Genomic DNA, 25,146 nt, shown 5'->3' with positions numbered 1-25,146 from the left:
ACCACGGAAGGATTTTTTCTTGAAGTCAGACATCGACACCGATATTTTAATCACAGTAGTTCTTTTGATATCGGCAGCTGCTTTCAACATAATCACTTGGTGGGTGTGGCATTAATTCTTCTAAATAGGGCCGCACTGAACATGACTGTTAGCTTAACTAACGGGTAACCATCGAGTGCGGAGCGCTACCCCTATATCGGCAATAATATCTCAGCACGCATTACAAAACTGAAATAGGGGCAGCACCATTAAACTTTACTTCTTGGCGCTTTCTGCATCAGCCGCCATGGTTTTTTCATGAGCTGCTTTAGAGCTTTCAGTAGCTATTGCTGACTCTTTCTTAGCCTCTTCGTGTTTTCCTTCTTTATGATGCTTTGCTGCCTTCTTGTGGTGCTTCGCGGCAGTTTCATGCTTAACCGCTGCGTCTTCATGTGCCATAGCTGTAGCATCAGCAGCAACGGAAGCGAAGGAAATCATACCCAGAGCAAAGACAGACATTACTAACGCTTTCTTAATCATAACAATTCCTTTGATTTAAATGATAATTAGACTGCCTTAGTAAACGTAGTCTATTACTCAGAAATTGCAAACCGGGGGCTCTCCCCCCGGTAGGGATGTTGATCGGCTGGCCTTCCTTGGATAGCGGTGCCATTGTGACTGTTCACAAACACACCACTAATCAGAGACCACCAGCGATTAATAAGCCCACGAGTTTCAGCTCTGCGGGCAGGCGACCAGATAGAGATCGTGGACGGGCATACTCGCATCAAAACCACGCACTCTCTCTGGATCATCAATAGCCGGGTCAGCAAGCTGCTTGGCTACGTCGTCTACACTGACATCTTCAACATAAAAAGTCGCATCAGTCATTTTATTGCAGTTAAAGTAAGTCCCCATTAATACCATTTTCCCAGGGGTCGTATAGCTCTCCTGTTTATTGACCAGTGCAACAACACCATCCGCTCGTTTAGCGACGACAGCATAGCTTTCCTCAGAACGGTCAAAAACATAGGCATCATTTTCTGGATAAGTCGACCATATAGCAGACTTTTCAGCAAACAACTCTGCCAAATTAATCGCTGGCTTTAGTGCCCTTTTGTTCTCAGCATCTTGGGCAACTGCCGAAGTCACCACGCCGATGGTGCCAACCGACAGCATACCTAAAAAGAGTAGCGTTTTTTTCATGGTATTAATTCCGTTTTGAAAAAGTTTTAAATATAACAGCTTAAATAATAACCTTATGACATGTAAAAGAAGTATTGCACAGCCGATCATCTTTGCACTCAATTATGATGAGTGCATTCAAACGGACGCGCAAAGATCAATATGCATGATAAAAACCAACGGTTCATACCTTGACAATTAGTGTGCTATTGCAATAGCAAGCTGCCACAGCCAACTCGGTTGCGCTGACGTACAACGCGCCGTGCCGTGATTGGCACACAAGCAGCTAAAAATCAAACACCTATGCGCTCGATTTTGATGGGCAGTGGCTTCATTCCGCCCTTCGGAGATAACCCACCGTCGCAAACAGGCAAAGCGCATAGCCAAATAGCTCACAGCCCTCTTCCACCATATTCTTCACCACGCGGTTATACCCATCGAGCATTAGCTCATGCCATAGCAGTTGCATACCAAACAGACGTGAAAATACTAATATGCATAACAACCCGGAAAACATCATGCCGTAACTTGGGTGACTGAAGAAATGTGCTAGTCCACGTAGCGTAGCGGGCAGCTCTTTGAGTGCATAAAGCACACAAATCAGCGTTACGGCTAAGGCAAACCACACCCAGGCACCATGCCGCAGCATATCGAACACAAAGTCCATCTCGCGGATCAGCATACATAGGAAGAAGCCACCGATTAATACCCTGGCATACCGATGCTCCGTCTGACGATAAGCGGAGATAAAGAAGCTGAGGGCTATCGCCACCAGTATGATCTCTTGGGTTACCTCGGTGAGCGACGTCTCGGAGACAAAGTTATGCAGCCAATGCACGTCAATGAAGATAAGGCCCATCAAGAAGGTCAAGAAGATACCTGAGAGAAAGAAGACACACAACTTTCTAATAATTATGGATAAATTTTGCTGCATATTAAGAATGATTATCAATTTCAAGGTGACTCTATACTATTAACCTCAGCCACGGATACCGTGGCAAATAGTGCGTAATAGCTAGATCGGCAGCTTTAGAGCACGCTTCCCTCAACGTTGGCCACGATAAAATTTTCGCCTCCCCCTCTTGCACTCACCCAGTCCCTTCGGTCAAAATAACTGTATACATAAACAGTAACGTTAGGGTTGGGCTATGTTCGTTGAATTGGTGTTTGATAAGCGTAATGTCGCAGGGATCCCCGGTGCCGATGAAATCATCAAGGCTGAGCTGACAAAACGGGTGCATCGTATCTTCCCGGATGCAGAGGTGAAGGTAAAACCCATGCAGGCCAACGGCCTTAACTCGGACGCCAGCAAAAGTGATCGCGAGAAGTTAAACCGTATGCTGGAAGAGATGTTCGAAGAGTCTGACCAATGGCTGGCCACTGATATTTAAAGGCCCCAAGGGCGCGGTCATTGGCTGCGCCGCATCATGGATGCCTAAAGACAAAAAACCCCAGCATTTCTGCTGAGGTCTTTTATATGGTGCCGGCTACCGGAATCGAACTGGTGACCTACTGATTACAAGTCAGTTGCTCTACCTACTGAGCTAAGCCGGCGAAATCTGTCGGAAGGGGTACTGTTTCCGTGGAGCGCAATATAATACAGCCAGACTGGAACAATCAAGCGTAATCAACAGATTATTTATCTTGTCGATTAAAAAACGGCTTATATGCCGAATTTCTCACCAATGGCCCGTTCTTCGCGACTTAGTGTCTGATTAATATAGTCCACAAACAGCTCCAAAGCCGTGCTCCGCTGCCGCCCCAGTGGTAATTGTAGTTGCAAGGTCCGCGGGCTTTGCTGCTCGACAGCAAAAGGTTTCAGGATCAATCCTTGCGGCTGCAACAACGGCATCGCGGTAAACTGGCTACAGATGGTCACCGCCATCGGGGAACCCTGTAAAAAATAGTACAGCGTGGAGAAGTTATCGCAGGTTAGCACTGGTTCAATGAAGGTGCCATTCATCTGACAAGAGATATCAAACAGCTGACGTACCGTGGAGCCTGGCTCTGGCAGACACACCGGATACTGGCAGAGATCCGCCAGAACCACCTGTCTGTCCGCTAAAGGATGATCCTTTCTCATCAACAACAAGACCGGGGCGGGCCACGAAGCCGCTACCTCAACGCCCCGCTCTGGGTGCAAACTAAACTGCAGCACCATGTCACACTCGCCATTGCGTACCAGCCGCGCCAACGTTTTAGTGTCTGCCACCGTCAGCACGAAGCTGACAGCCGGGTATTCTGCACGAAAACGCGCCATCAGTTGTGGCATCAGCATAAAGGCCACTCCATTACTACAGGCCACGCGTAGCGCAGTACGCCGTTCGGCTTTCAACCCTTTGATTTCTGCCACCGCCTGCTCAATATTCAACAGGCTTTTACGAATATGGTTTTCAAAAATCTGCCCGGCCTCGGTCAGAACCATCCCCCGCGCATGGCGTTCGAACAATGGCGTGCCAACCTGCACTTCCAGGCGCTGGATCTGCCTGCTGATCGCCGATACCGCCACAAACAGCTGTTCACTGGCCGCACTGAGTGAACCACAGTTGGCGACTACCAGAAAAAAGCGAACCTCGCTACTCAACATGCCGTCCCTCTCCATGGTGCAAAGCTTGCCAACGAGCAAACGACCGTTGCCTTTAAAGCAAAGCTTGTTTGTTAAATGGATAATTGTGGCAAACCCCGATTTTAGCTTAGATAACAAACACAACAAGTAAAACAACACAACGCAAACACAACGGGGAAATAATCATGACGGGTGAACAGGCCGTCGCTTTGGCGACAGCGTATTTTGACAGTGGTGAATTCCGCCGCATATTGGCGCGGCGCATCGCGCTGGCCACCGAAAGCCAGCGGCATGACGACGATGCCGGCATTTTGCTCTATCTCGAACAGGAAATCATGCCGCCGTTACGGGCACTGGGTTTTGAGTTGCAACTGTTCGATAACCCGGAAGCGGTCAACCGCCCGTTTCTGATCGCCGTACGCATTGAAGATCCTGCATTACCCACCCTGCTGAGCTATGGCCACGGCGATGTGGTTTTCGGCGACGACGAAAACTGGCGCGCAGGCCTTTCGCCTTGGGAGTTGAGTGAAGAAGGCGACCGTTGGTACGGCCGTGGCAGCGCGGATAACAAAGGGCAGCACAGTATTAACCTGGCGGCGCTGGAGCAGGTTTTCCATGCACGCGGGGGTAAACTAGGGTTCAACTGCAAGCTGATTGTTGAAATGGGCGAAGAGATCAGTTCCCCTGGGCTAGCGGCCATTTGCCAGCAACAACGCGAATTGCTGCAAGCCGATCTGTTTATCGCCTCCGATGGCCCACGGCTGAACGCCACACAGCCCACGTTGTTCCTTGGCTCACGCGGCTGCATCAATTTCCGCCTCAGCATCCACGCCAGGGATAACGCCTATCACTCTGGCAACTGGGGTGGATTACTCAGCAATCCCGGAACACAACTGGCTAATGCCATCGCCTCTCTGGTTAATCAACACGGTCAGTTACAGGTTGCAGCGCTGAAACCCGCCCCTCTGGATGACAACCTACGCGCCATTTTGCGCGATCTCAGCGTTGGCAGCCAAGCTGGCGATCCGGCGATCGATGAGAGCTGGGGTGAAGCTGGCCTAACCCCAAGCGAGCGCCTGTATGGTTGGAACACGCTTGAAGTGCTGGCCTATCAAACGGGCAACCCGGCTCGGCCAATGAACGCCATTCCCGGCAGCGCTACGGCAGTATGCCAACTGCGCTTTGTGGTCGGTACCGACTGGAAAAATCTGGTCAACCATATCCAGCAGCATCTGCAATTACACGGCTTTGGCTATGTGGAGGTGGAATGGCTGCACGGCTCACCGGCCACCAGGCTCAATCCACAAGATCCACTCGTTCCCTGGGCACTTGAGATCCTGCAACAAACCAGCGGCAAAAAACCCGCATTACTCCCCAACCTGGGCGGATCGCTGCCTAATGATGTGTTTGCCGATACGTTGGGATTGCCCACGCTGTGGATCCCCCACTCCTATCCAGCCTGTGGTCAACACGGGGTTAATGAGCATATGCTGAAATCCATCGCTCGTGAAGGATTGCAGATCATGACTCGCCTGTTCTGGGAGTTGGGCGAAAATGGCAGCACGATCCTGGCACAACGCCGGGCAGGAGAGTCCTCATGAGCGCGATAGCCCAACAGGATAGCGTAGCGGCCAAGCCCAATTTGTATAAAACGCTGTTTGCCACCTGCATCGGCAATGCGTTGGAATGGTTCGATATCGCGGTTTATGGCTTTTTCGCCAGCTATATCGCCCACGCCTTTTTCCCTACGGAGGATCCGGCCGTTTCATTGTTGCTGACTTTCGGCAGCTTTGGTGTCTCATTCCTGATCCGCCCACTGGGTGCTGTGGTGCTCGGAGCCTACGCCGATCGGGTTGGCCGCAAGAAGGCACTTCTGATGTCCATCAGCCTGATGTTGCTTGGCGGTGCGATCATCACCTTTATGCCTTCTTATGCCACCATTGGGCTGGCGGCTCCGCTGATGATCCTGATTGCCCGATTGATTCAGGGTTTTTCCGCCGGTGGGGAGTTTGGCAGTTCAACTGCCTTTCTGGTCGAACACTTCCCGGAGCGCAAGGCGTTTATCGCCAGTTGGCAGTTTGCCACGCAAGGCGCCAGCACGCTGATGGCTTCCGCCTTCGGGTTAGGTATGACCCACTGGCTGACAGAAAGCCAAATCCAGGACTGGGGCTGGCGTATTCCCTTTGCTTTTGGGTTGCTGATCGGCCCGGTGGGGCTCTATATCCGCCGCCATGTACATGAGCCAGCCAGTTTCGTACAGCAGCAGAAACCCGAAGCACCGTTAAAGATGCTGGTCGGTAATCAAAAAAATCTGCTGTTGTTGGCCATCGGACTGATGGTGATTTCCACCGCCATCAACTACATGCTGAATTATGTGCCCACCTATGCCACCAAAAACCTGAACCTGTCCGGTTCCGCCGCCTTTAGTGCAACCCTGTTGGCCGGTGTGATTTTAACGGTCGTTACCCCGATAATGGGATTATGGGCGGAAAAAGTCGGCCGCCTGCCGTTAATGTGGGGTTCGCTGATCCTGCTGTTGCTGACTATTTACCCGGCATTCCTGCTGGTGGTGAACCATACTTCGCCAATGATGCTGATGTTGATGGTTGGCTGGCTGGCCTTGCTGAAGTCCATCTACTTCTCGACGGTGCCTTCGGTGATGGCCGATTTGTTCCCGATGGCAACACGGGCCAGCGGTATGGCGATCAGCTACAACGTGGCGGTGACGGTATTTGGTGGCTTTGCGCCTCTGATCTGCACCCTGCTGATCACCGCAACCGGGACCAGCCTGGCACCAAGCTATTATCTGATGATGATGGCACTGTTGAGCGGCTGGGCACTGTTAGGTAGCAGAAAGCATTTGCGTTCGGCTCCACTTTAAACTCTCTATGAGGCCATCAAATGATGGCCTCTCATTTAGCGCCAGCAATGAGGGAGTGTTCTGGCCGCCCACCAGCACTGCGGGTGTACCATTATCGGATAAAGGGATGTGCGCCTCAAAAAATAAGCATATTCCTATGGTGCCATGGTTTTTTCCTAACAAAAAACACGCTAAACGAACCACTACCTATAGGCATTAATGCTGAAAATTTTGGTTTAATCCTCTAGGAAAACCAGGCTTAAAGTTAGACTTTTCCCAAGTAATTTCCCCCGATCCATCTTGTGCAATTTAATTGATATCAGTATTATGCGTTGATAAATTTCACGGCTAAAAACAGTGGGCGTTAATTAAAAAATTAAACCGCTCAGTTTCCCCGAGGTTGTAACCCGCTAACAAAAGGAAATTGTTTTATGAAAAACATCGTTAAATGGTGTGCTGCTCTTGCCGTCATCGCCACTCTGACCGGTTGTGTGCGTACTGCCCCAATACAACAAATCAACAGCACAGTCAGCACTGGTCATACCGAAGCGCAAGTCAGAACTGCAATCCTGAAAGCAGGTGTACAACGTGAATGGGTTATGACGCAGGCTGGCCCTGGTGTCATTAATGGCCGCCTCCAGGCTCGCGATCATGTTGCTGAAATCCGCATCACCTATTCCGCAACGAATTATTCCATCGACTACGCCAGTAGCCTCAACCTGCTAGCCTCGGGTGGGAAAATTCATAAAAGCTACAACCGCTGGATACACAACCTAGATAAAGATATCCAGTTAAATTTATCGGCCGGTGCCACACTGTAATTTCCAATATTGATTAGATTTGCGCCGGATACAAGCTGGCGTCACTATTTTGTATCCGGTTAAAGAGGCTGTACAACAAATGTATCAACAGGACACTCTCAGTGCACTTGATGCTATCACTGAGGCGCAACGGATTGCCTTTGCTCCAATGCTGTTTCAAACCGCCCTTTGTCTGCGCAATACGGGTGTATTAGCCTATCTGGATGAACAAGGAAAACACGGCGCCCTCCTTGAGGACATCGCTGCCAATAGCAGCGTTAATGAATATGCCGTTAGTGTGCTTTTGGATATGGGGCTAAGTGGCCGTATTGTGACTCATCAAAACGGCTATTACTTCATTGCCAAAGTGGGGCACTTCCTACTCCACGATGCCATGACCCGTGTGAATATGGATTTCACTCAAGATGTTTGTTATCAGGGGCTGTTTTCTTTAGAACATGCGCTTAAGGAAGAGAAACCCGCTGGTTTAAAAGTGTTTGGTGAATGGCCGACCATCTACCCTGCCTTATCGCAATTGCCCAAGGCTGCACGTGAAAGCTGGTTTGCTTTTGATCACTACTATTCAGATGCCGCATTTAATGCCGCACTACCCCATATATTTAACAATAAACCAACAACGCTTTATGATGTGGGCGGCAATACTGGAAAATGGGCGCTACGTTGTTGCCAGTACGATGATAACGTCAGCATTACCTTACTGGATCTGCCGCAGCAAATTAGTCTGGCGCGTGAGAATGTCGAAAAAGCCGGGTTATCTCATCGCATAGATTTCCATGCGGTAGATATGCTAAGTGATGCACCATTACCCAGTGGTGCAGATATCTGGTGGATGAGTCAGTTTCTTGACTGTTTTTCCCCGGAACAAATTATTAGTATTCTGAAAAAAATCAAGCAGGTGATGAAGCCTGACGCTCAGCTATGCATTATGGAGCTGTTCTGGGATGCGCAAAAATTTGAAGCGGCTTCGTTCAGCCTCAACGCCTCCTCACTCTATTTTACCTGCATGGCTAACGGCAACAGTCGCTTTTACAGCGCCGGTAAATTTTACAGTTTCCTCGAAACGGCAGGTTTCCGAGTAGAAAAACGTCTCGATAACCTTGGTATTGGACATACCTTGTTAGTATGCCGAAAGCAATAATGATAGGGCAGCGCTCATGCTACCTTGGAGATGACACAGTCCAAACCGAGTAACCGCGGAAGCACGTTGATGAATTTTGCATTGAACATCGTTGATTGGCAGGCTATGGCCCCCGGACTAAGCGACGCATCGCAGTGGCGTCAGTGGTCGCAGGAGCCCTATGGGATCATACCCTCAGCGCCGCAATCGAAGCTGACCGAACTTCCCATGATGACAGCACGCCGCCTGAGTTCAGGCAGCAGGCTGGCCGTGGAATGCGGTTTAGCCATGCTACGTCGTCAACCGGTGGATGCGGTCCTTTATACCAGTCGTCACGGTGAGTTGGAGCGTAATTACCGAATTTTGCAGGCCATAGCCACCCAGCAAGCGGTTTCCCCAACTGATTTCACCATGTCGGTACATAACTCAGCCGTGGGTCACTTGACCATCACGGCACAAAATCCTCTGGTATCATCTTCACTTTCTGCTGGCCTAGATACCTTTCAGCAAGCGTTATGTGAGGTCGTGTGTTTACTCCAAGCGGGTTACCAGAGAGTATTAATGGTCGATTTTGATGGCTTGCTGCCCGAGTTTTACCACACCTACCTGCCAGAGCAGATGCCGACCTGGGCCTATGCGGTGGCGCTGGTGTTTGAACGCGGGAATACGTTACGGTGTGAGAGCAAGCCAGAAGGTACAGGGGAAGAGCCCCTGCTACCGCAAAGTTTACAGTTTTTACAACACTACCTGGCCGAAGAGCCAACGTTCACCATCGCGGGTGAAAGACTGAAGTGGTACTGGAGCCGTACATGAGCGGCCCATTCGCACGTTTAAACTGGGCTTGGCGTCTGATGATGACCGGCTTTTGCTTTGTGCTGTTTGGCGTCGGCGGCCTGCTGCTGTCGCTTGTCTGGTTTAATCTGCTGCTGGTACTCCAGCGCGATATTGCCAAGCGCCGCCGGGTAGCCCGGCGCAGTATTGCCGCCAGTTTCCGGCTGTTCCTATCGATAGCAAAAACGTTGGGTGTGTTGGATTATCGCATCAAGGGGATTGATATATTACGCCAGGAGCGCGGTTGTTTGGTGGTCGCTAACCATCCGACACTGATTGATTATGTGCTTTTGGCATCCGTGATGCCCGAGACAGACTGCCTGGTAAAAAGCGCTCTGCTACATAACCCCTTTGTGAGCGGAGTGATCCGAGCTGCGGATTATCTGGTCAATAGCCAGGCGGACACGCTACTTCCAGCCTGTCAGCAACGCCTGGCACAGGGCGACACCATACTTATTTTTCCAGAGGGAACACGCACACGCCCTGGTGAAAATATGACACTGCAGCGCGGTGCCGCCAATATTGCCGTACGATGCCGCCGTGACGTGCGCATAGCAGTGATCCACTGTAGCGAGCATCTGCTTGATAAACAGAGCAGATGGTATGACGTTCCGCCCAGGAAACCCCTGTTCCAGGTAGACGTGCGTGAACGGGTACAGATAGAACATTTTTTTGATGCAGAATCGCAACAGCCAGCATTAGCCGCAAGGCAGCTAAACCGGCATCTTTTGCATCAGTTATCACCAGGCCTTATACCTTTGTCAGGAATTAATGATGCAAGCGCTCCACCTTGAAATTAAAAATCTCATAATAAATACACTGAATTTGGATGAACTGTCTGCGGACGATATCGACACCAATGCGGCGCTGTTTGGTGAAGGACTGGGGCTGGACTCCATCGATGCTTTAGAGTTAGGGCTGATGGTTAAAAACCAGTATGGTGTCGCGCTTTCCGCCGAAAATGAAGAGATGCGTCAACATTTCTATTCAGTGGCAACACTGGCATCCTTTATCCAAGCTCAACGTGCCTGAGAAGAGCCCGCTATGACAGAACAACAAACCATTTATCAGGAAGTGTCCGCGCTGCTGACCAAACTGTTCGATATCGATCCACAGGACATCAAACCTGAGGCCCGCTTGTATGAAGAGCTTGAGTTAGACAGTATCGATGCCGTCGACATGATCGTGCACCTGCAGAAGAAGACCGGGAAGAAAATCAAGCCGGAAACCTTTAAGCAGGTGCGTACCGTACAAGATGTCGTCGATGCGGTAGAACAGCTATTGCAAGAAGCATAACCGTTTATGCGCGGCGCTCGGTCCCTGAAAGGGATACAACTGGTGGCTCTACTGGCGCTACTGGCTTGGCCATTTCTTGTCTGGTTTGGCCTGACACGCAACAGCCTTCACTGGCTGCTGCCGATCATCGCTTTGTTGCTGGCCTTTCGCCTTTATCAGGTCAAAAGTCAGCGCGGCCCGATGCGCTATGTACTGCAAGCCGTGGCACTCGCGGGTCTCACATTATGCCTAATGAGCTATGTGCTAAAAACGCATCAACTGCTGCTATTTTACCCAGTGGTAGTCAATCTGGTCATGCTCGGCGTATTTGGTAGTTCACTGTGGAGCTCGATGCCAATGGTGGAGCGCCTTGCCCGTTTGCAGGAGCCGGAGCTCCCCCCGTCAGGCGTGCGTTATACCCGCAAGGTCACCCAGATATGGTGTGTGTTTTTCATTCTGAACGGCTCAATGGCACTTTTTACCGTTCTGCTAGGTGACATTCGGTTATGGACGCTGTGGAACGGCATGATTGCCTATCTGTTGATGGGGGCGCTGATGGCTGGCGAATGGCTGGTGCGTCGCAGGCGGATATTGCGAGACAAGGCATGAATCAGATACTCCCTATGGCCAAGTGGCTAAGTGCTTCGCGTGCCAATGAAACCCCGATTGCCTGGCTTGATGGACATATCTGGACGCTGGGGCAGTTGCGCCATGACGTAGCGGCACAGGTGAATATCCTGCAACAACATGAGGGCGATCGCTGGGCGCTGTGTTTTGAAAACAGCTATCTGTTTATCGTCGGACTATTGGCAACATTGCATGCGGGCAAAACCCCCGTGGTTCCCGGACATAGTCGTGTTTCGCTGCTGGAAGAACAACGGGCGCTGTTTAACGGCGTACTGACCGACCAGGCACTGACCTGGAGCGGTTCGCTGATCCAGGTCCAATCTGCCTATCAAAGTAGCGAGAACCCGCCGCCGCTAGCCACTCTCGATCCGGCCAGCCATATCGAATTATTTACCTCCGGCTCGACAGGGCAACCACGCCGTGTAATTAAACCCATTGCCTGCCTCGATCGTGAAGCCTCCTTACTGGCTGAACGTTTTGCCGACAGGCTCACCGGCTGCCATATTGTGGCCTCAGTGCCTCCGTTGCACCTTTACGGCCTCACCTTCCGTATCTTTTTACCCATGGCGCTAGGATTACCGCTGCATGCTGCAATGCTTCATTACACCGAGCAGTTGGCAACTCTGGATAATCAACACCAATACGCCTTGATCAGCAGCCCGGCTTTTCTAAAACGACTGGACCACCAGCTCACGCCACCGCCAGTGAATATGGTTATCTCCGCAGGGGGAGTATTGCCTTGGGAAAGCGTGGCTCAGACCGCCAGTTGGTTAGGAGTCTGGCCAGACGAAATCTACGGTAGTACCGAGACCGGGATCCTCGCCTGGCGTCACCATCAACAGCCTGATGTAACCTGGCAGCCCTTCACTGGCGTGCGTATCATGGTTGACGCCGACGAGATCCGGGCTATCTCTCCGCTTATCAGCGATAGGCACGGCCTGCTCCTCGACGATATATTGCAATTTGACGATAGTGGACGCTTCCAGATAACAGGCCGCCGCGATCGGGTGGTGAAAATTGAAGAGAAACGGATTTCACTTTGCGAGATCGAGCAACGGCTACTGGAACTCGAAGGCGTACGCGAAGCCGCAGCGCTACCGGTAACACGCGGAGGGCGCCAAGGCATTGGCGCATTGTTGGTGCTTGAAGACCACGCTCGGCAACAGTGGCAAAAAATGGGCGGCAAAGCACTGGAAATATCATGGCGTCGTGCGCTGCGCCCGTGGCTGGAACCTGTCACTATCCCTCGTTACTGGCGTATCGTTGACGAGATGCCCGTCAACAGCATGAACAAGCGCGTCTATGCGCAATTACAGGAATTGTTTCATGAGACCCCATGAGATGGCTCGCCATCAGACGCAACAGCAGGCCGAGATCGTGTTACGGCTGGATGCGGCTTCATTCTGGTTTAAAGGCCACTTCACAGTGCAGCCTCTGCTACCCGGCGTGACGCAACTAGACTGGGTGATGCACTACGCCACCTCACTGCTGGTACCCGATTTTCGCTTTCACAGTATTCAAAGTGTCAAATTCCAACAGCCCTTATTGCCGGATAACATCGTCACGCTGACGCTTGACTGGCAGGAAGAGCGGCAAATCATGGTTTTCCGCTATCAACGCCATGATGGTGAGGCTCGTAGCACAGCCAGCAGCGGGAAGATCCGATTATGTCGCTGAATAGTGGCACGTTTAACCCTTGTGTGGTGATCCCCTGTTATAACCACGGAGCCATGATGGCAAGCGTGCTAGCGCGCCTGCAACCCTTCGGCTTGGCCTGTCTGGTTGTGGACGATGGCAGCGACCAGGCCACCCAGCAGGAACTTGAGCGCCTGGCCACCATTCACGCGGATGTCACCTTAGTACGCCTTGCACACAATTCAGGAAAAGGCACGGCGGTTATTCGCGGATTGGAAGAGGCTCAACGCAGAGGATTTAGCCATGCGATACAGGTCGATGCGGACGGCCAGCACGCCATTGAAGATATTCCCAAGCTGATTGCCCTGGCACAGCTTCATCCCCAGGATTTAATTTCCGGACAACCGGTTTACGACGACTCCATACCAGCGTCGCGCCGCTATGGCCGCTGGGTAACTCACTTCTGGGTGTGGATTGAGACGCTCTCTCTCCAGCTCAAAGACAGCATGTGCGGCTTCCGGGTTTACCCAATTGCCCCTACATTGGAGTTGGCGCATAAAACGGCGCTAGGCAAACGCATGGACTTCGATACGGAAGTAATGGTTCGCCTCTACTGGCAGGGGAACACCAGTTACTTTGTGCCGACGCGCGTCACCTACCCCCAGGATGGGTTGTCACACTTTGATGCCTTGAAGGATAACGTGCGCATTTCACTGATGCATACCCGCCTTTTCTTCGGCATGTTACCGCGCATCCCTACCCTGTTTTTTCGTCGATCCAACCCGCACTGGGCACGTCAGAAAGAAATCAAGGGGTTGTGGGGAATGCGCATCATGCTTGCTATCTGGCGCTTACTGGGTAGAAAGGCCATTGCTCCACTGCTCTATCCGGTGGTGGCGGTTTACTGGCTTGGCGCACATCAGGCCCGTCAGGCTTCACAAGCCTGGCTGAAGCGGGTACGCAACGAGTTGACTTCGCATTCGCTCCCCATTCCTGCGCATCTAAACAGCTATCACCATTTTTTACGTTTTGCAGATGCCATGCTGGATAAAATCGCCAGTTGGCGTGGGGAAATGCGGCTAGGGCAGGATGTTGTCTTCGCCCCCAATGCCGAAGCCACGCTGGATATTGGCTCCCCGCAAGGCAAATTGCTGCTGGCCTCCCATTTGGGAGATATCGAAGCTTGCCGGGCGTTGGCACAACTGCAAGTGAGCAAAACCATCAATGCGCTGGTGTTCAACGACAACGCCCAGCGTTTCAAACAGATTATGGCAGAGATAGCGCCCCAGGCAGGGCTCAACCTGTTGCCAGTGACCGATATCGGCCCAGATACCGCCATATTGCTCAAAGACAAACTGGATCGTGGCGAATGGGTGGCGATCGTTGGCGATCGCATCGCGGTCAAACCGCAGCGAGGAGATAGTTGCCGGGTTATCTGGAGCCGCTTTATGGGCCATCCAGCCCCATTCCCTCAAGGGCCGTTTATTCTGGCTTCGATATTGCGTTGTCCTGTGTTGCTGATCTATGCCCTGCGCCAGCAGGGAAAACTACATTTGCACTGCGAGCCGTTTGCCGACCCTCTGCTGTTACCGCGGGCCGATCGTCAAGTCGCCTTGCAACAGGCGGTTGATCAGTATGCTGAGCGTCTTGAACACTACGCGTTGCAGGCACCACTCGATTGGTTCAACTTTTTCAATTTTTGGCAACTGCCTGACCAACAGGCCAATACCACAGACAGGAGCAAAGGGTGCTAAACGATCCCTGTTTCACCAGCGAGATAGAACTGACCGTTCCCTTTCATGATATTGATATGATGGGAGTCGTGTGGCACGGCTATTATTTCCGTTACTTTGAAATTGCCCGTGAAGCCCTGCTGAACCAATTCAACTACGGCTATCGGCAGATGAAAGAGTCAGGATATGTTTGGCCAGTGGTGGATACCCGCGTGAAATACCGCGATACGCTGACCTTTGAACAACGTATTCGCGTCCGTGCCACGCTGGAAGAATACGAAAATCGCCTGCGCATTGCCTACCAGATTTTTGACGCCGACAGCGGTAAACGCACCACAACCGGTTACACCATCCAGGTAGCAGTAGAGGAAAAAAGCCGTGAGATGTGCTTTGTCTGTCCGGACATACTGTTCGAACGTCTGGGGGTGCAGCCATGAAAGCCTGGCCTCTGCTATTCCTGCTGATCAGTCCATGGGTCAATGCCATCACGCTGGATGAATTACAGCAGCGTTTTACCGAACAACCGGTAGTGCGAGCCCATTTTGCTCAGGCTAGAACCATCAAAGATCTACCACAGCCACTGCGTTCCCAAGGAGAAATGGTGATCGCCCGCGATCAGGGTTTGCTGTGGCAACAGCAAACCCCCTTTGCCATGACGTTGATGCTCAACGACTCACGGATGGTGCAAATCATCAATAACCAGCAACCGCAGGTTATTACTGCACAAAACAACCCGCAGATGTTTCAGTTCAATCATCTGCTGCGCGCGCTATTCCAGGCCGATCGTCAGGTGCTGGAGAAAAATTTCCGTATTGATTTCCAGGAGCAAGGTGAGGGTCGCTGGACGCTATCCTTAACCCCACTGACCACCCCTCTGGACCGAATTTTTGCCACTATAGTACTGAGTGGACAAACCTATCTGGAAACCATCCATTTAAACGATAAACAGGGCGATCTGACTGAAATCACCTTCTCTCAACACCGGCTGCTACCCGCAGCTTTGACCGATGAAGAGCGACAACGTTTTGCCGCCTACTAATGCCAAACGCCTCGCGCTGTTATGGGGAGCCGCATGCCTGATATTCGCTGGCGTGCTGCTTGCCCTATTGCCACAGGCCCGGATCAATAGCAGCGTATTGGCGATGTTGCCCAAGCAGGCATTGGGTGCCATTCCTCCCGCGCTGAACGACGGTTTTATGCAGCGCCTGGACAAGCAGTTGGTCTGGCTGGTCAGCCCCGGAAAACAGGCAGACCCGCAGGTAGCGCAATACTGGCTCACCCAGTTGCAAAAATCCGGGTTAGCAGAAACGGTGAAAGGCCCGATGGGTGCTGCAGACCAACAAGCCTGGGGCGATTTTTTCTGGCAGCATCGTAATGGCCTGATCGACAACGCAACGCGTGAGCGCCTGCAAAACGGTGGCGATGCCCAGGCACAGTGGGTCCTTTCTCAGCTCTATTCGGCATTCTCTGGCGTCAGCGGCAAAGAGTTACGCAACGATCCGCTAATGCTGATGCGCGGCTCACAGCTGGCTCTGGCCCAGAACAGCCAGCGTTTACGGTTGATGGACGGCTGGTTGGTTACTCAAGATGAACTGGGGAACTACTGGTATTTTCTGCATGGCGAATTGACGGGATCGTCATTTGATATGCAACAAACCCACCGAGTCGTCACTACGCTCGCCGCGCTGGAGGATCAACTCACATCGCGCTACCCCCAGGCCAAGCTCCTCTCACGTGGGACGCTGTTTTACAGTGATTATGCCAGTCAACAGGCAAAACAGGACATATCTACGCTGGGGGTCGCCACCATACTGGGCGTAATACTGTTGATCGTGGTAGTTTTCCGCTCGCTGCGCCCGCTGCTGCTGTGCCTGATTTCCGTTGGCATCGGTGCACTGGCAGGAACAGCAGCTACGTTGTTGATCTTCGGTGAGCTTCACCTGATGACGCTAGTGATGAGCATGAGCATCATTGGGATCTCTGCCGACTATACGCTTTACTACCTCACCGAACGCATGGTGCACGGTAACGAAATATCGCCATGGCAGAGTCTGCTCAAAGTGCGTAATGCCCTGTTATTGGCATTGCTGACTACCGTCGCGGCCTATCTGATCATGATGCTCGCTCCCTTCCCTGGGATACGACAAATGGCGGTGTTTGCCGCTGTGGGCCTGATCGCCTCATGCCTTACGGTGATCTTTTGGCATCCGTGGTTATGTCGCAATTTACCAGTTCGCCCTATTCCTGCCGCGATCTCCCTGCTGCGCTGGCTTGCAGCCTGGAGGCATAACCGCAAACTGTCGCTGGGGCTACCTGTCGTATTGGCTTTGGTTTCTCTTGCGGGGATAGCGACATTACGCGTCGATGATGATATTGCCCAGTTGCAGGCGCTGCCGAAGGATGTCCTGGCGCAGGAAAAAGCCATTACGCAGCTCACCGGGCAAAGCGTCGATCAAAAATGGTTTGTGGTCTACGGCAACACTCCTCAGCAAACCCTGGAACGGCTTGAAGGCTTCACACCGGCACTGGAACAGGCCCGCCAGACGGGGGTTATCAGCGCTTTTCGCACGATCCCGTTGAATTCTCTCGCACGCCAGAAACAGGATCTCGCTCTGTTGCAGAGCGCCGCTCCTACAGTCATCCGTACATTGCAAAATACAGGGTTAACGGACGTCACGCCCGATCTGCAAACCGCACCTGCAACGTTGGAGGATTGGCTCAACAGTCCAGCCAGCGAAGGTTGGCGCTTGATGTGGTTGACATTGCCCAATGGCAAAAGCGGTGTGTTGGTACCGGTAGAAGGCGTTAACGACAGCACGGCTCTGAGCTCACTGGCGGAAAAACAACCGGGCGTAGTGTGGGTTGATCGCAAGAATACGTTCAACGAATTATTCGCCCTCTATCGCACCATACTTACCGGCCTGCTGCTGGTAGCACTGGCGGTCATCGCTTGCAGTGCGGTGTTCCGCCTCGGTTGGCGTAAGGGATTAATCAGCCTGGTGCCTTCGCTGCTGTCGCTGAGCATCGGACTGGCCACACTATCCTTTAGCGGACATGCCGTGAACCTGTTTTCGCTACTGGCGCTGGTACTGGTGCTGGGGATCGGCATTAACTATACGCTGTTCTTCAGCAATCCACGCGGCACACCACTGACATCGTTGTTGGCGATCGCGCTGGCAATGATGACAACGTTGTTAACCCTGGGCATGCTGGTCTTTAGCAGCACTCAAGCTATCAGCAGTTTTGGAATTGTCCTGGTCAGCGGGATCTTTACCGCTTTCTTGCTATCCCCACTCGCCATGCCTGACCGTAAGCAGAGAAAAAAATGACAAATTGCGACTTCTGGCGCGCGGTTCCCCTGTTGGCCGTGCTATTGATTACCGGCTGTAGCCACTCATCGCATAATGAGAATGGCTCCCGCCCGCAAGCCTGGCTTGAACCCGGCGTACGCGTCACGCTACCGGCTCCTGGTATCACTGAGCATATCCAGTCCCAGCAATTATTGACTGGCAGCTTTAACGGCAAAACCCAGTCGTTGTTGGTCATTCTAAATGCGGATAGCAATGCACTCACCTTGGCCGGGCTGTCTTCGTTAGGTATCCGCTTATTTCTCGTTACCTATGACGATAACGGCATTCATACCGAGCAGTCGATCGTGGTGCCACAACTGCCGCCAGCCAGTCAGGTCTTGGCCGATGTGATGCTCGGCCACTGGCCGATTACCGCCTGGCAAGATCGGTTGCCGCAGGGCTGGACGCTAATCGATAAGGGCGACAAACGAGAATTACGCAACGCGCGCGGCAAACTGATAACGGAGATCACGTACCTGCAACGTAAAGATCGTCGTGAACCTATCAGCATTGAGCAACACGCGTTTAAATACCACATCACCATTCAATATCTGGATGACTGATATGATTTACATTTCTGCTATCGGCATGATTAACGCTTTGGGCCAATCGACAGAAGAGATTGCAGCCAACCTGACCCAAGGAACAGCGCCCGGCATGCGCAAGCGTGAGCATTGGTTACAGAACCAACAGGACGCGATATTAGGCGGCGTCGACGGAGAATTACCCGCTATTCCAGACAATTTTGCCGCACATCGCAGCCGCAATAACCAATTATTATTGGCCGTTCTGGCGCAAATTCAGCCCGTGGTAGATGACGCGCTGCTTCGCTTTGGCGCCGACCGCATCGCCGTAGTGTTAGGTACCAGCACCTCTGGGCTGGATGAAGGCGATCGACATGTTAGCCATGTTGCTAACCATGAAGAGAGCCCGAGCTGGCAATATCCACAACAAGAGCTGGGCGATCCGTCACGCTTCCTCGCCGCTTGGTTGGGCCTGAATGGCCCTGCGTTTACTCTTTCCACCGCGTGTTCTTCCAGTGCCCGCGCAATCATCAGCGGGCGCCGTCTTATTGAAGCTGGCCTGGCAGATATCGCGATTGTTGGCGGCGCAGATACCTTAAGCCGCATGCCTATCAACGGTTTTAATAGCCTGGAGTCTCTTTCCACTACGCTTTGCCAGCCGTTTGGCCGCGATCGCTGTGGGATCACAATTGGTGAAGGAGCGGCACTGATGGTACTTACCCGCGAGCCGAACCCCATCGCGCTGCTGGGGGTAGGTGAGTCAAGCGATGCATACCATATTTCGGCACCCCATCCGCAGGGTGCCGGTGCCTTGCGAGCCATTGAACAGGCATTGCAAGACGCGGGGCTTAACCCCGAAGAGGTGGGTTACATCAACCTGCATGGAACTGCCACCTTGCTCAACGATCAGATCGAATCCAAAGTGGTTCACGATCTGTTCGGTGAAAGCGTGCCCTGCAGCTCCACCAAACATTTAACCGGGCATACCCTGGGGGCTGCGGGCATCACCGAGGCGGCTCTTAGCGCGCTTATTCTGCTCTATGACCTACCACTGCCAGCGCAAGACTTCAGCCATTCTCCGGCGGATCCGACATTACCGCCCTGTGGTTTACTGCATGCGGCTGAACCGCTGATGCGCCCGGTCATTCTGTCTAACTCTTTCGCCTTTGGCGGTAATAACGCCAGCATCCTGCTGGGGAGGTTGGCATGAGCCATTACTTATCACCGGCGGAATATCTGCCCCACGACGCCCCAATGCTGCTGTTGGCAGAGGTTATCAGCGTGACGGAAGACAGCGCACATTGCCGGGTTGAGGTCAGGAGCGACAGCGTGCTGGCGCCGTTCCTCAATGCGCAAGGCGAGCTGCCTGGTTGGTACGCACTGGAATTGATGGCACAAACCATCGGCGTTTGGTCCGGGTGGCATCGTCATCAGCGAGGAGAACAGCGGATCGCCCTCGGTATGGTGCTTGGAGCCAGGGAATTGGTCTGTGCCGCGGGTTACCTACCAGCAGATGCAATGCTAGACATCCAAATCAAGCTGCTGATACATGATGACCGTTTCGGGAGTTTTGACTGTGTTATTGGCGCGCAAGGTGACACGCTGGCCACCGGTCGCGTCAATACCTTCCAGCCCACACCAGAAGAATCAACAATGCTTTTTAATCAGGGATCTACTGCATGAGTCGTTCAATTCTCATCACCGGAGCCAGCAAAGGTATCGGACGTGCTATTGCCAGCCAGTTAGCCGCTGACGGTTTCATCGTTGGGATACACTATCACCAGGATGAAGCTGGTGCACAACAAACGCTGGCCGCAATTACCGCTGCCGGAGGACAAGGCCGCCTACTTTGTTTCGACATTAGCAATCGTCAGCAGTGCCGGGAGGTCCTCGAGCAAGATCTGGCAGAGAATGGGGCATGGTACGGCATCGTCAGCAATGCCGGGATCGCTCGCGACGCCGCCTTCCCTGCATTGAGCGATGATGATTGGGATGAGGTGATCCACACCAATCTGGACAGTTTCTACAACGTGATCCAGCCCTGCATCATGCCAATGATTGCCCAACGTCAAGGTGGCCGCATCCTTACACTATCTTCTGTTTCTGGCATCATGGGGAATCGGGGCCAGGTGAACTACAGTGCGGCCAAAGCAGGCATTATTGGCGCCACCAAAGCGTTGGCGATAGAACTGGCAAAACGCAAGATCACCGTCAACTGCATTGCCCCAGGGCTGATCGATACCGGCATGATAAAAATGGAAGAGGCAGCGTTAAAGGAAGCCATGTCGATGATCCCGATGAAACGGATGGGCCTGGCGGAGGAAGTCGCCGGGCTTGCCAGCTATTTGATGTCAGATATAGCCGGTTACGTGACTCGTCAGGTCATTTCTATCAACGGAGGGATGCAATGATTCGTCGGGTAGTTATTACAGGTATGGGCGGTATTACCGCCTTCGGTGAAAACTGGCAGGCGGTATCCGCTAAATTGTTGGCCTATAAAAACGCCGTACGCCACATGCCTGAATGGCAAGTCTATGACGGCCTGCACACTCTGCTGGGCGCCCCAATCGATGATTTCGTGCTGCCAGAACACTATACCCGTAAACGTATACGCTCAATGGGGCGGGTGTCGCTTATGTCGACCCGCGCAACGGAATTGGCTCTGGAGCAGGCCGGGCTTCTTGGTAACCCGGTGCTAACCAACGGCCAGACCGGTATCGCTTATGGCTCATCCACCGGCAGTACTGGCCCGGTGAGCGAATTCGCCACCATGCTGACCGAGAAGCACACCAATAACATCACGGGCACCACTTATGTGCAGATGATGCCTCATACTACCGCGGTCAATACCGGGTTATTCTTCGGCCTGCGCGGACGTGTGATCCCGACGTCCAGCGCCTGTACCTCAGGCAGCCAGGCCATTGGCTATGCCTGGGAGGCTATTCGCCACGGTTATCAGACCCTGATGGTTGCCGGTGGGGCAGAAGAACTGTGTCCTTCCGAGGCCGCCGTATTCGACACGTTATTTGCCACCAGCCAACGTAATGATGAACCGCATGCCACCCCTTCCCCATTTGATCAGAACCGCGATGGTTTGGTGATTGGTGAAGGTGCTTGTACGCTGATCCTCGAAGAGCTGGAGCATGCGCAAGCACGCGGCGCAACCATCTACGGCGAAATCGTCAGCTTTGCCACCAATTGTGATGCGGCACACATCACACAGCCTCAACGTGAAACCATGCAGATCTGCATGGAGCAGTCGTTGAAGATGGCCGGTCTGCAAGCAAGTGATATCGGCTATATTTCTGCCCACGGTACCGCCACCGATCGGGGTGATATTGCCGAAAGTCAGGCAACCGCCGCGATCTACGGTGACAGCGTGCCGATCTCGTCGTTGAAAAGTTACTTCGGCCACACCTTGGGGGCTTGTGGAGCACTGGAAGCCTGGCTGAGCCTGCAGATGATGCGTGAAGGCTGGTTCGCACCAACGCTAAATCTGCGTACCCCTGATGAACAATGCGGCGCACTTGATTACATCATGGGAGAAGCCCGTCATATCGACTGCGAGTTTCTGCAAACCAATAACTTTGCCTTTGGTGGTATCAACACCTCGATTGTTATCAAACGCTGGGCATAACCAACTCTAATCACCAGGAAACCGCCAATCGGCAGGCGTTGCCAGCCGATTGGCACTCGCCTGGGCAAGCAAGCTCATGCCATGTGTGACCAACTCACCAACGGGATAGATCCACTGGGCTTCAAGCAGATTGTTGCAGCAGGCCACCCCGTGATCCCGACATTTACAGATGCCTAATGTCAATTAGCAACCATTGGCACACTGAGGCTCAGGATTGTTGAACAGGATACGAACCAGCAAAGCCCTCGGTTCGCGCAATGGATCATTGCCGATAGCTAACACTCGACCATCATGGGTCGCGGTATATTCCCGAATGGTGTCGCCAAAAGCATTACGCTGAACGGCCACTTTCTGCCCTTTGACCACCGAATCGCCGACGTTAACCAGAATCTCGGTAAATCCACCAACCTCAGCTCGGATCGAGCTCATTTCATTACCGATAAAGGTTTTTTGCTCTTTAGCCGTTGCCCCTAATGTTCCGGCTGTCATGCCTTGTTGAACCATCAGGTTACGCACCCCTGTCAAGCTACGCGCGATAAGTTCAGGTTGATAAAGCTTGGGCTTGCCAATTTCGAGTGTAATGGCAGGGATCTTGTTTTCAACGAAAGTGGTTTCGACAGAGCCTTTCTCACCAGGATCGGCTTTAATCTGGTCCGCCGGGAACAATTCAGCCATTTGCTTCACCTGCGGGTTACGGTAATCCGCATAGATGAACAAGGGATATTCGGTACCCCGGCTCTGTGTGTGCATATCAATGAACAGGGTGGCATTGCCCGCCCACAAATTATTCCATAACAGCCAAGCCTGTTGTTCGGCAGCGTTACCTTTTTCTTTGCCCGGCCAAACCCGGTTGAAATCGACCATATCCCCCCCGTCATTGGCCAACTGCCAGTTTCGGTTATTGGCCAACATGCCAGAAGGATTCGCGCCCACGGCACCGATCACACTGCCTTTCAACTCTGCGGGATCCAGCTTTTCAAATACCTGCTGTATCACCCGGGTGCCATTTAGTTCATCACCATGGACCGCCGCTTGTAGACCCAGCTTAGGACCAGGCTGTGCGCCTTTGGCCACCATAACGGGAACATACCAGTGTTGACCGATCCCATTGCTGGTCCCTTGGAACATGAAGCGATAAACCTTTCCTGCCTCCAGATCGTCTACATCCAACTTGCTGATAACCGGATTACCCTCAATTTTATCTCCGGTATAAATCGTTGCCGCCTGAGCATTAAGCATCCCCGTAAGCAACACCGCCAACATCGTAACCTTATGCATAATTATTCCCTTTAGTATCAGTAAGTAACACATAAAAAATTTTTGATCATTGGTCAACCGACTAGCAAAAGCCGTACTTCAGGAACAAGACTGGGTGCGCTTACCAGTGCCTCTAATCAAGGCATAGGCGCTTAAAAGCTCCAGGGTAAAAACATATTGGCCGCGCCCGACACGGCGAGCCATGGACCAAAGGCTAACGGTTGATTAAGGTCTTGTTTTGCCAACCCTCGCTGTATCAACGTAACCAGCAGACCACTGGCCGCTGCAACCAAAATCACCTGTGGCAACGCTTGCCAACCTAACCAGGCCCCTAACGCCGCAAGTAATTTAAAATCACCATAGCCGAGAGCCTCTTTACCGGTTGCCAGCTTGAATAGCCAGAACACGCTCCATAGGCAGACATAACCTGCCACTGCGCCAATCGTCGCCTGTTCCAACGAGGCAAAATGCCCCTGAATATTGAATAAAAGTCCGATCCACAGCAGTGGCAACGTCAGCACATCTGGCAAGAGTTGTGTCTGATGGTCAATAACTGCCAGCGTCAGCAAAAAAGAGAGCAATGTCCAGGCGCCCAGCAAGGGGAAACCTAGCGGGAATATAAGCGCCGTCAGCACAAACATCATAGCCGTTGCCACTTCAACCAGCGGGTAGCGCCTTGGGATCCGCTCACCACAGCAACGAGCCTTCCCCTTTAACAACAGAAAACTCAGCAGGGGTATATTGTCCCTGGCCGCAATAGGATGCTGACAATGCGGGCAACAGGAATGCGGTAATAGCAGATCAAAGCGCGGTATGGATTCAGGTAAGGGCAGCGCCAGTTGCACGAGCGCCTCGCGCTGCCATTGCTTCTCCAGCATCACCGGTAATCGATAAATCACCACGTTCAGAAAGCTACCCACTATGGCCCCAAACATCCCCACGACACCCAGCCAGAGAAGGGGAAATGCAACAGTAAAATCCAGTAATAAACTCAAAAAACCTCCCCACAGTCAGGCAAATACCTACCCAACCTTTTAAGACAGCCAGTCCGTTTAAAGCAACCGCCCCTGAACCTGCCAGGCTATCTGCCCCTGATCGTTAGCCCTGCCTAACTGATTTATCAGTGGCCTCATCGCCTCCGGTAATACCGGCCCTCGGCGCACCTGACCGTTGAACTGATAGCGCCCGTCAAATCCGACGGTGCCACGCCCCATAAGGCTCAGATGAGAGGAGTCTTGTTTCAACACCAACACCAGAGCCCCTTTTCCATCACAGCTCAATTGGCCTTGCACGTTGGCCAACTCCAACGCCCCCAACGGAGTCGCCAACTGTGCGTGCTGCCAGTTGACGACACCACCGCCAAGACTCCGGCAACCAGCGGAACTGAACTCTCCTTGTTGCAACCGCAGTTGCAGCTCTCCCTGGGCGGTGATCGGCAAAGGCAACGACAGCTGTTGGCGCACAACATCTGCAGGAACAGAGAGTTGCCACTCATGCAGTTGAAGATCCAGCCAACCACGCAGGATTCCGGCTCCCTGCAAGCCTTGCGGATCCCTTAGCTCAATCTCTAAGGCTGGCATCCAAGAGGAGAAAGTGAACTGCCAGTTCAGTTTTGCCAGCATAATGTTACGCCAGCTTAACTGGTGCAAACTGCCCTGCCACAGGGAACCAGAAAAGCCACCGACCTTCATATCTGCGGGTATAAAAACTTGTAATACCCGTGCCGGCGCGTGTCCTCCCAGCAATAGG

The 25,146-nt window shown here is 52.6% G+C and carries 28 protein-coding genes and 1 tRNA gene; 21 read left to right on the top strand and 8 right to left on the bottom strand.

Going from position 1 to position 25,146, the window contains the following annotated elements; all coding sequences use genetic code 11:
* Positions 1-255 precede the first annotated feature (255 nt).
* The 3 genes from ACKWMY_RS17365 to ACKWMY_RS17355 form a co-directional block, all read right to left on the bottom strand.
* Entirely contained in the window at positions 256-519 is a 264-nt protein-coding gene (locus tag ACKWMY_RS17365; protein WP_074028149.1) for a hypothetical protein, read from the bottom strand.
* A 195-nt stretch (positions 520-714) separates the two neighbouring features.
* The gene (locus tag ACKWMY_RS17360) at positions 715-1,185 is read right to left on the bottom strand and encodes a hypothetical protein (RefSeq protein ID WP_409486683.1); all 471 of its coding nucleotides are present in this window, start codon (positions 1,183-1,185) and stop codon (positions 715-717) included.
* Between the two features lie 310 nt (positions 1,186-1,495).
* Positions 1,496-2,098: a hypothetical protein gene (locus tag ACKWMY_RS17355; RefSeq protein WP_024530085.1), complete on the bottom strand. Its 603-nt coding sequence runs from the start codon at positions 2,096-2,098 to the stop codon at positions 1,496-1,498.
* Between the two features lie 214 nt (positions 2,099-2,312).
* On the opposite strand from ACKWMY_RS17355, the gene ACKWMY_RS17350 reads away from it, so the two are divergent.
* Positions 2,313-2,555: a DinI family protein gene (locus ACKWMY_RS17350; protein ID WP_021178442.1), complete on the top strand. Its 243-nt coding sequence runs from the start codon at positions 2,313-2,315 to the stop codon at positions 2,553-2,555.
* 87 nt (positions 2,556-2,642) lie between these two features.
* Here the strand turns inward: ACKWMY_RS17350 and ACKWMY_RS17345 are convergent.
* Both ACKWMY_RS17345 and ACKWMY_RS17340 read right to left on the bottom strand, forming a co-directional pair.
* Positions 2,643-2,718 (bottom strand) — tRNA-Thr (locus ACKWMY_RS17345).
* Between the two features lie 109 nt (positions 2,719-2,827).
* The gene (locus tag ACKWMY_RS17340) at positions 2,828-3,751 is read right to left on the bottom strand and encodes a LysR family transcriptional regulator (protein WP_409486682.1); all 924 of its coding nucleotides are present in this window, start codon (positions 3,749-3,751) and stop codon (positions 2,828-2,830) included.
* A gap of 164 nt (positions 3,752-3,915) precedes the next feature.
* Between ACKWMY_RS17340 and ACKWMY_RS17335 the strand changes: the two genes are divergently transcribed.
* The 20 genes from ACKWMY_RS17335 to ACKWMY_RS17240 all read left to right on the top strand — a co-directional run bounded on the left by ACKWMY_RS17335 (position 3,916) and on the right by ACKWMY_RS17240 (position 22,140).
* Positions 3,916-5,331, top strand: a complete 1,416-nt coding sequence (locus ACKWMY_RS17335) for a M20 family metallopeptidase (protein ID WP_409486681.1) — start codon at positions 3,916-3,918, stop codon at positions 5,329-5,331.
* Entirely contained in the window at positions 5,328-6,611 is a 1,284-nt protein-coding gene (locus tag ACKWMY_RS17330; RefSeq protein WP_065683156.1) for an MFS transporter, read from the top strand. Before ACKWMY_RS17335 ends, ACKWMY_RS17330 begins: the two co-directional genes overlap by 4 nt.
* A 410-nt stretch (positions 6,612-7,021) precedes the next feature.
* On the top strand, positions 7,022-7,411 hold the full coding sequence (locus ACKWMY_RS17325) for a hypothetical protein (protein ID WP_074028144.1): 390 nt from the start codon (positions 7,022-7,024) through the stop codon (positions 7,409-7,411).
* A gap of 79 nt (positions 7,412-7,490) precedes the next feature.
* A complete protein-coding gene (locus ACKWMY_RS17320) occupies positions 7,491-8,549 on the top strand; it encodes a methyltransferase (protein ID WP_409486680.1) in 1,059 nt (352 codons plus the stop codon).
* A gap of 69 nt (positions 8,550-8,618) precedes the next feature.
* The gene (locus tag ACKWMY_RS17315) at positions 8,619-9,341 is read left to right on the top strand and encodes a beta-ketoacyl synthase chain length factor (protein WP_161712377.1); all 723 of its coding nucleotides are present in this window, start codon (positions 8,619-8,621) and stop codon (positions 9,339-9,341) included.
* Entirely contained in the window at positions 9,338-10,153 is an 816-nt protein-coding gene (locus ACKWMY_RS17310; RefSeq protein ID WP_074028140.1) for a lysophospholipid acyltransferase family protein, read from the top strand. Before ACKWMY_RS17315 ends, ACKWMY_RS17310 begins: the two co-directional genes overlap by 4 nt.
* On the top strand, positions 10,134-10,391 hold the full coding sequence (locus ACKWMY_RS17305) for a phosphopantetheine-binding protein (RefSeq protein WP_059201237.1): 258 nt from the start codon (positions 10,134-10,136) through the stop codon (positions 10,389-10,391). Before ACKWMY_RS17310 ends, ACKWMY_RS17305 begins: the two co-directional genes overlap by 20 nt.
* 12 nt (positions 10,392-10,403) lie before the next feature.
* Complete coding sequence (locus ACKWMY_RS17300; protein WP_059201238.1) at positions 10,404-10,655, top strand: acyl carrier protein; 252 nt, start codon at positions 10,404-10,406, stop codon at positions 10,653-10,655.
* A 6-nt stretch (positions 10,656-10,661) separates the two neighbouring features.
* Positions 10,662-11,243 (top strand): hypothetical protein, encoded by a 582-nt coding sequence (locus ACKWMY_RS17295; protein ID WP_074028138.1) that lies wholly within the window; start codon positions 10,662-10,664, stop codon positions 11,241-11,243.
* Positions 11,240-12,601: an AMP-binding protein gene (locus ACKWMY_RS17290; RefSeq protein ID WP_409486679.1), complete on the top strand. Its 1,362-nt coding sequence runs from the start codon at positions 11,240-11,242 to the stop codon at positions 12,599-12,601. The genes ACKWMY_RS17295 and ACKWMY_RS17290 overlap by 4 nt, the downstream gene beginning before the upstream one ends.
* Positions 12,588-12,938 (top strand): hydroxymyristoyl-ACP dehydratase, encoded by a 351-nt coding sequence (locus ACKWMY_RS17285; protein WP_199063318.1) that lies wholly within the window; start codon positions 12,588-12,590, stop codon positions 12,936-12,938. Before ACKWMY_RS17290 ends, ACKWMY_RS17285 begins: the two co-directional genes overlap by 14 nt.
* Complete coding sequence (locus tag ACKWMY_RS17280; RefSeq protein WP_409486678.1) at positions 12,929-14,650, top strand: glycosyltransferase family 2 protein; 1,722 nt, start codon at positions 12,929-12,931, stop codon at positions 14,648-14,650. Before ACKWMY_RS17285 ends, ACKWMY_RS17280 begins: the two co-directional genes overlap by 10 nt.
* Positions 14,644-15,066: an acyl-CoA thioesterase gene (locus ACKWMY_RS17275; RefSeq protein ID WP_409486677.1), complete on the top strand. Its 423-nt coding sequence runs from the start codon at positions 14,644-14,646 to the stop codon at positions 15,064-15,066. The genes ACKWMY_RS17280 and ACKWMY_RS17275 overlap by 7 nt, the downstream gene beginning before the upstream one ends.
* Entirely contained in the window at positions 15,063-15,668 is a 606-nt protein-coding gene (locus ACKWMY_RS17270; protein WP_409486676.1) for an outer membrane lipoprotein carrier protein LolA, read from the top strand. Before ACKWMY_RS17275 ends, ACKWMY_RS17270 begins: the two co-directional genes overlap by 4 nt.
* The gene (locus ACKWMY_RS17265; RefSeq protein WP_409486675.1) at positions 15,637-17,958 is read left to right on the top strand and encodes an MMPL family transporter; all 2,322 of its coding nucleotides are present in this window, start codon (positions 15,637-15,639) and stop codon (positions 17,956-17,958) included. The genes ACKWMY_RS17270 and ACKWMY_RS17265 overlap by 32 nt, the downstream gene beginning before the upstream one ends.
* Complete coding sequence (locus ACKWMY_RS17260; RefSeq protein WP_065683145.1) at positions 17,955-18,542, top strand: DUF3261 domain-containing protein; 588 nt, start codon at positions 17,955-17,957, stop codon at positions 18,540-18,542. The genes ACKWMY_RS17265 and ACKWMY_RS17260 overlap by 4 nt, the downstream gene beginning before the upstream one ends.
* Position 18,543: 1 nt before the next feature.
* Positions 18,544-19,713: a beta-ketoacyl-[acyl-carrier-protein] synthase family protein gene (locus ACKWMY_RS17255; RefSeq protein WP_409486674.1), complete on the top strand. Its 1,170-nt coding sequence runs from the start codon at positions 18,544-18,546 to the stop codon at positions 19,711-19,713.
* Complete coding sequence (locus tag ACKWMY_RS17250; protein WP_059201248.1) at positions 19,710-20,186, top strand: hypothetical protein; 477 nt, start codon at positions 19,710-19,712, stop codon at positions 20,184-20,186. Before ACKWMY_RS17255 ends, ACKWMY_RS17250 begins: the two co-directional genes overlap by 4 nt.
* Entirely contained in the window at positions 20,183-20,914 is a 732-nt protein-coding gene (locus ACKWMY_RS17245; RefSeq protein WP_409486673.1) for a 3-ketoacyl-ACP reductase FabG2, read from the top strand. The genes ACKWMY_RS17250 and ACKWMY_RS17245 overlap by 4 nt, the downstream gene beginning before the upstream one ends.
* Positions 20,911-22,140, top strand: a complete 1,230-nt coding sequence (locus ACKWMY_RS17240) for a beta-ketoacyl-ACP synthase (RefSeq protein ID WP_199063315.1) — start codon at positions 20,911-20,913, stop codon at positions 22,138-22,140. The genes ACKWMY_RS17245 and ACKWMY_RS17240 overlap by 4 nt, the downstream gene beginning before the upstream one ends.
* A 183-nt stretch (positions 22,141-22,323) precedes the next feature.
* Here the strand turns inward: ACKWMY_RS17240 and ACKWMY_RS17235 are convergent, their stop codons facing one another.
* The 3 genes from ACKWMY_RS17235 to ACKWMY_RS17225 form a co-directional block, all read right to left on the bottom strand.
* Positions 22,324-23,418 carry a succinylglutamate desuccinylase/aspartoacylase family protein gene (locus ACKWMY_RS17235; RefSeq protein ID WP_409486672.1) on the bottom strand — a complete coding sequence of 365 codons (1,095 nt, stop codon included), beginning with the start codon at positions 23,416-23,418 and terminating at the stop codon, positions 22,324-22,326.
* Positions 23,419-23,549: 131 nt separating this feature from the next.
* Positions 23,550-24,392 (bottom strand): prepilin peptidase, encoded by an 843-nt coding sequence (locus tag ACKWMY_RS17230; RefSeq protein ID WP_409486671.1) that lies wholly within the window; start codon positions 24,390-24,392, stop codon positions 23,550-23,552.
* 57 nt (positions 24,393-24,449) lie between these two features.
* Positions 24,450-25,088, bottom strand: a complete 639-nt coding sequence (locus ACKWMY_RS17225) for a type II secretion system protein N (RefSeq protein ID WP_409486686.1) — start codon at positions 25,086-25,088, stop codon at positions 24,450-24,452.
* Positions 25,089-25,146: the final 58 nt, after the last annotated feature.

Origin of the sequence: Serratia sp. J2, from assembly GCF_046269175.1 — a bacterium.
GTDB lineage: Bacteria > Pseudomonadota > Gammaproteobacteria > Enterobacterales > Enterobacteriaceae > Chania > Chania fonticola_C.
The sequence above is the reverse complement of the archived record's forward strand: the minus strand, read 5'-3'. Positions and strand labels throughout refer to the sequence as shown.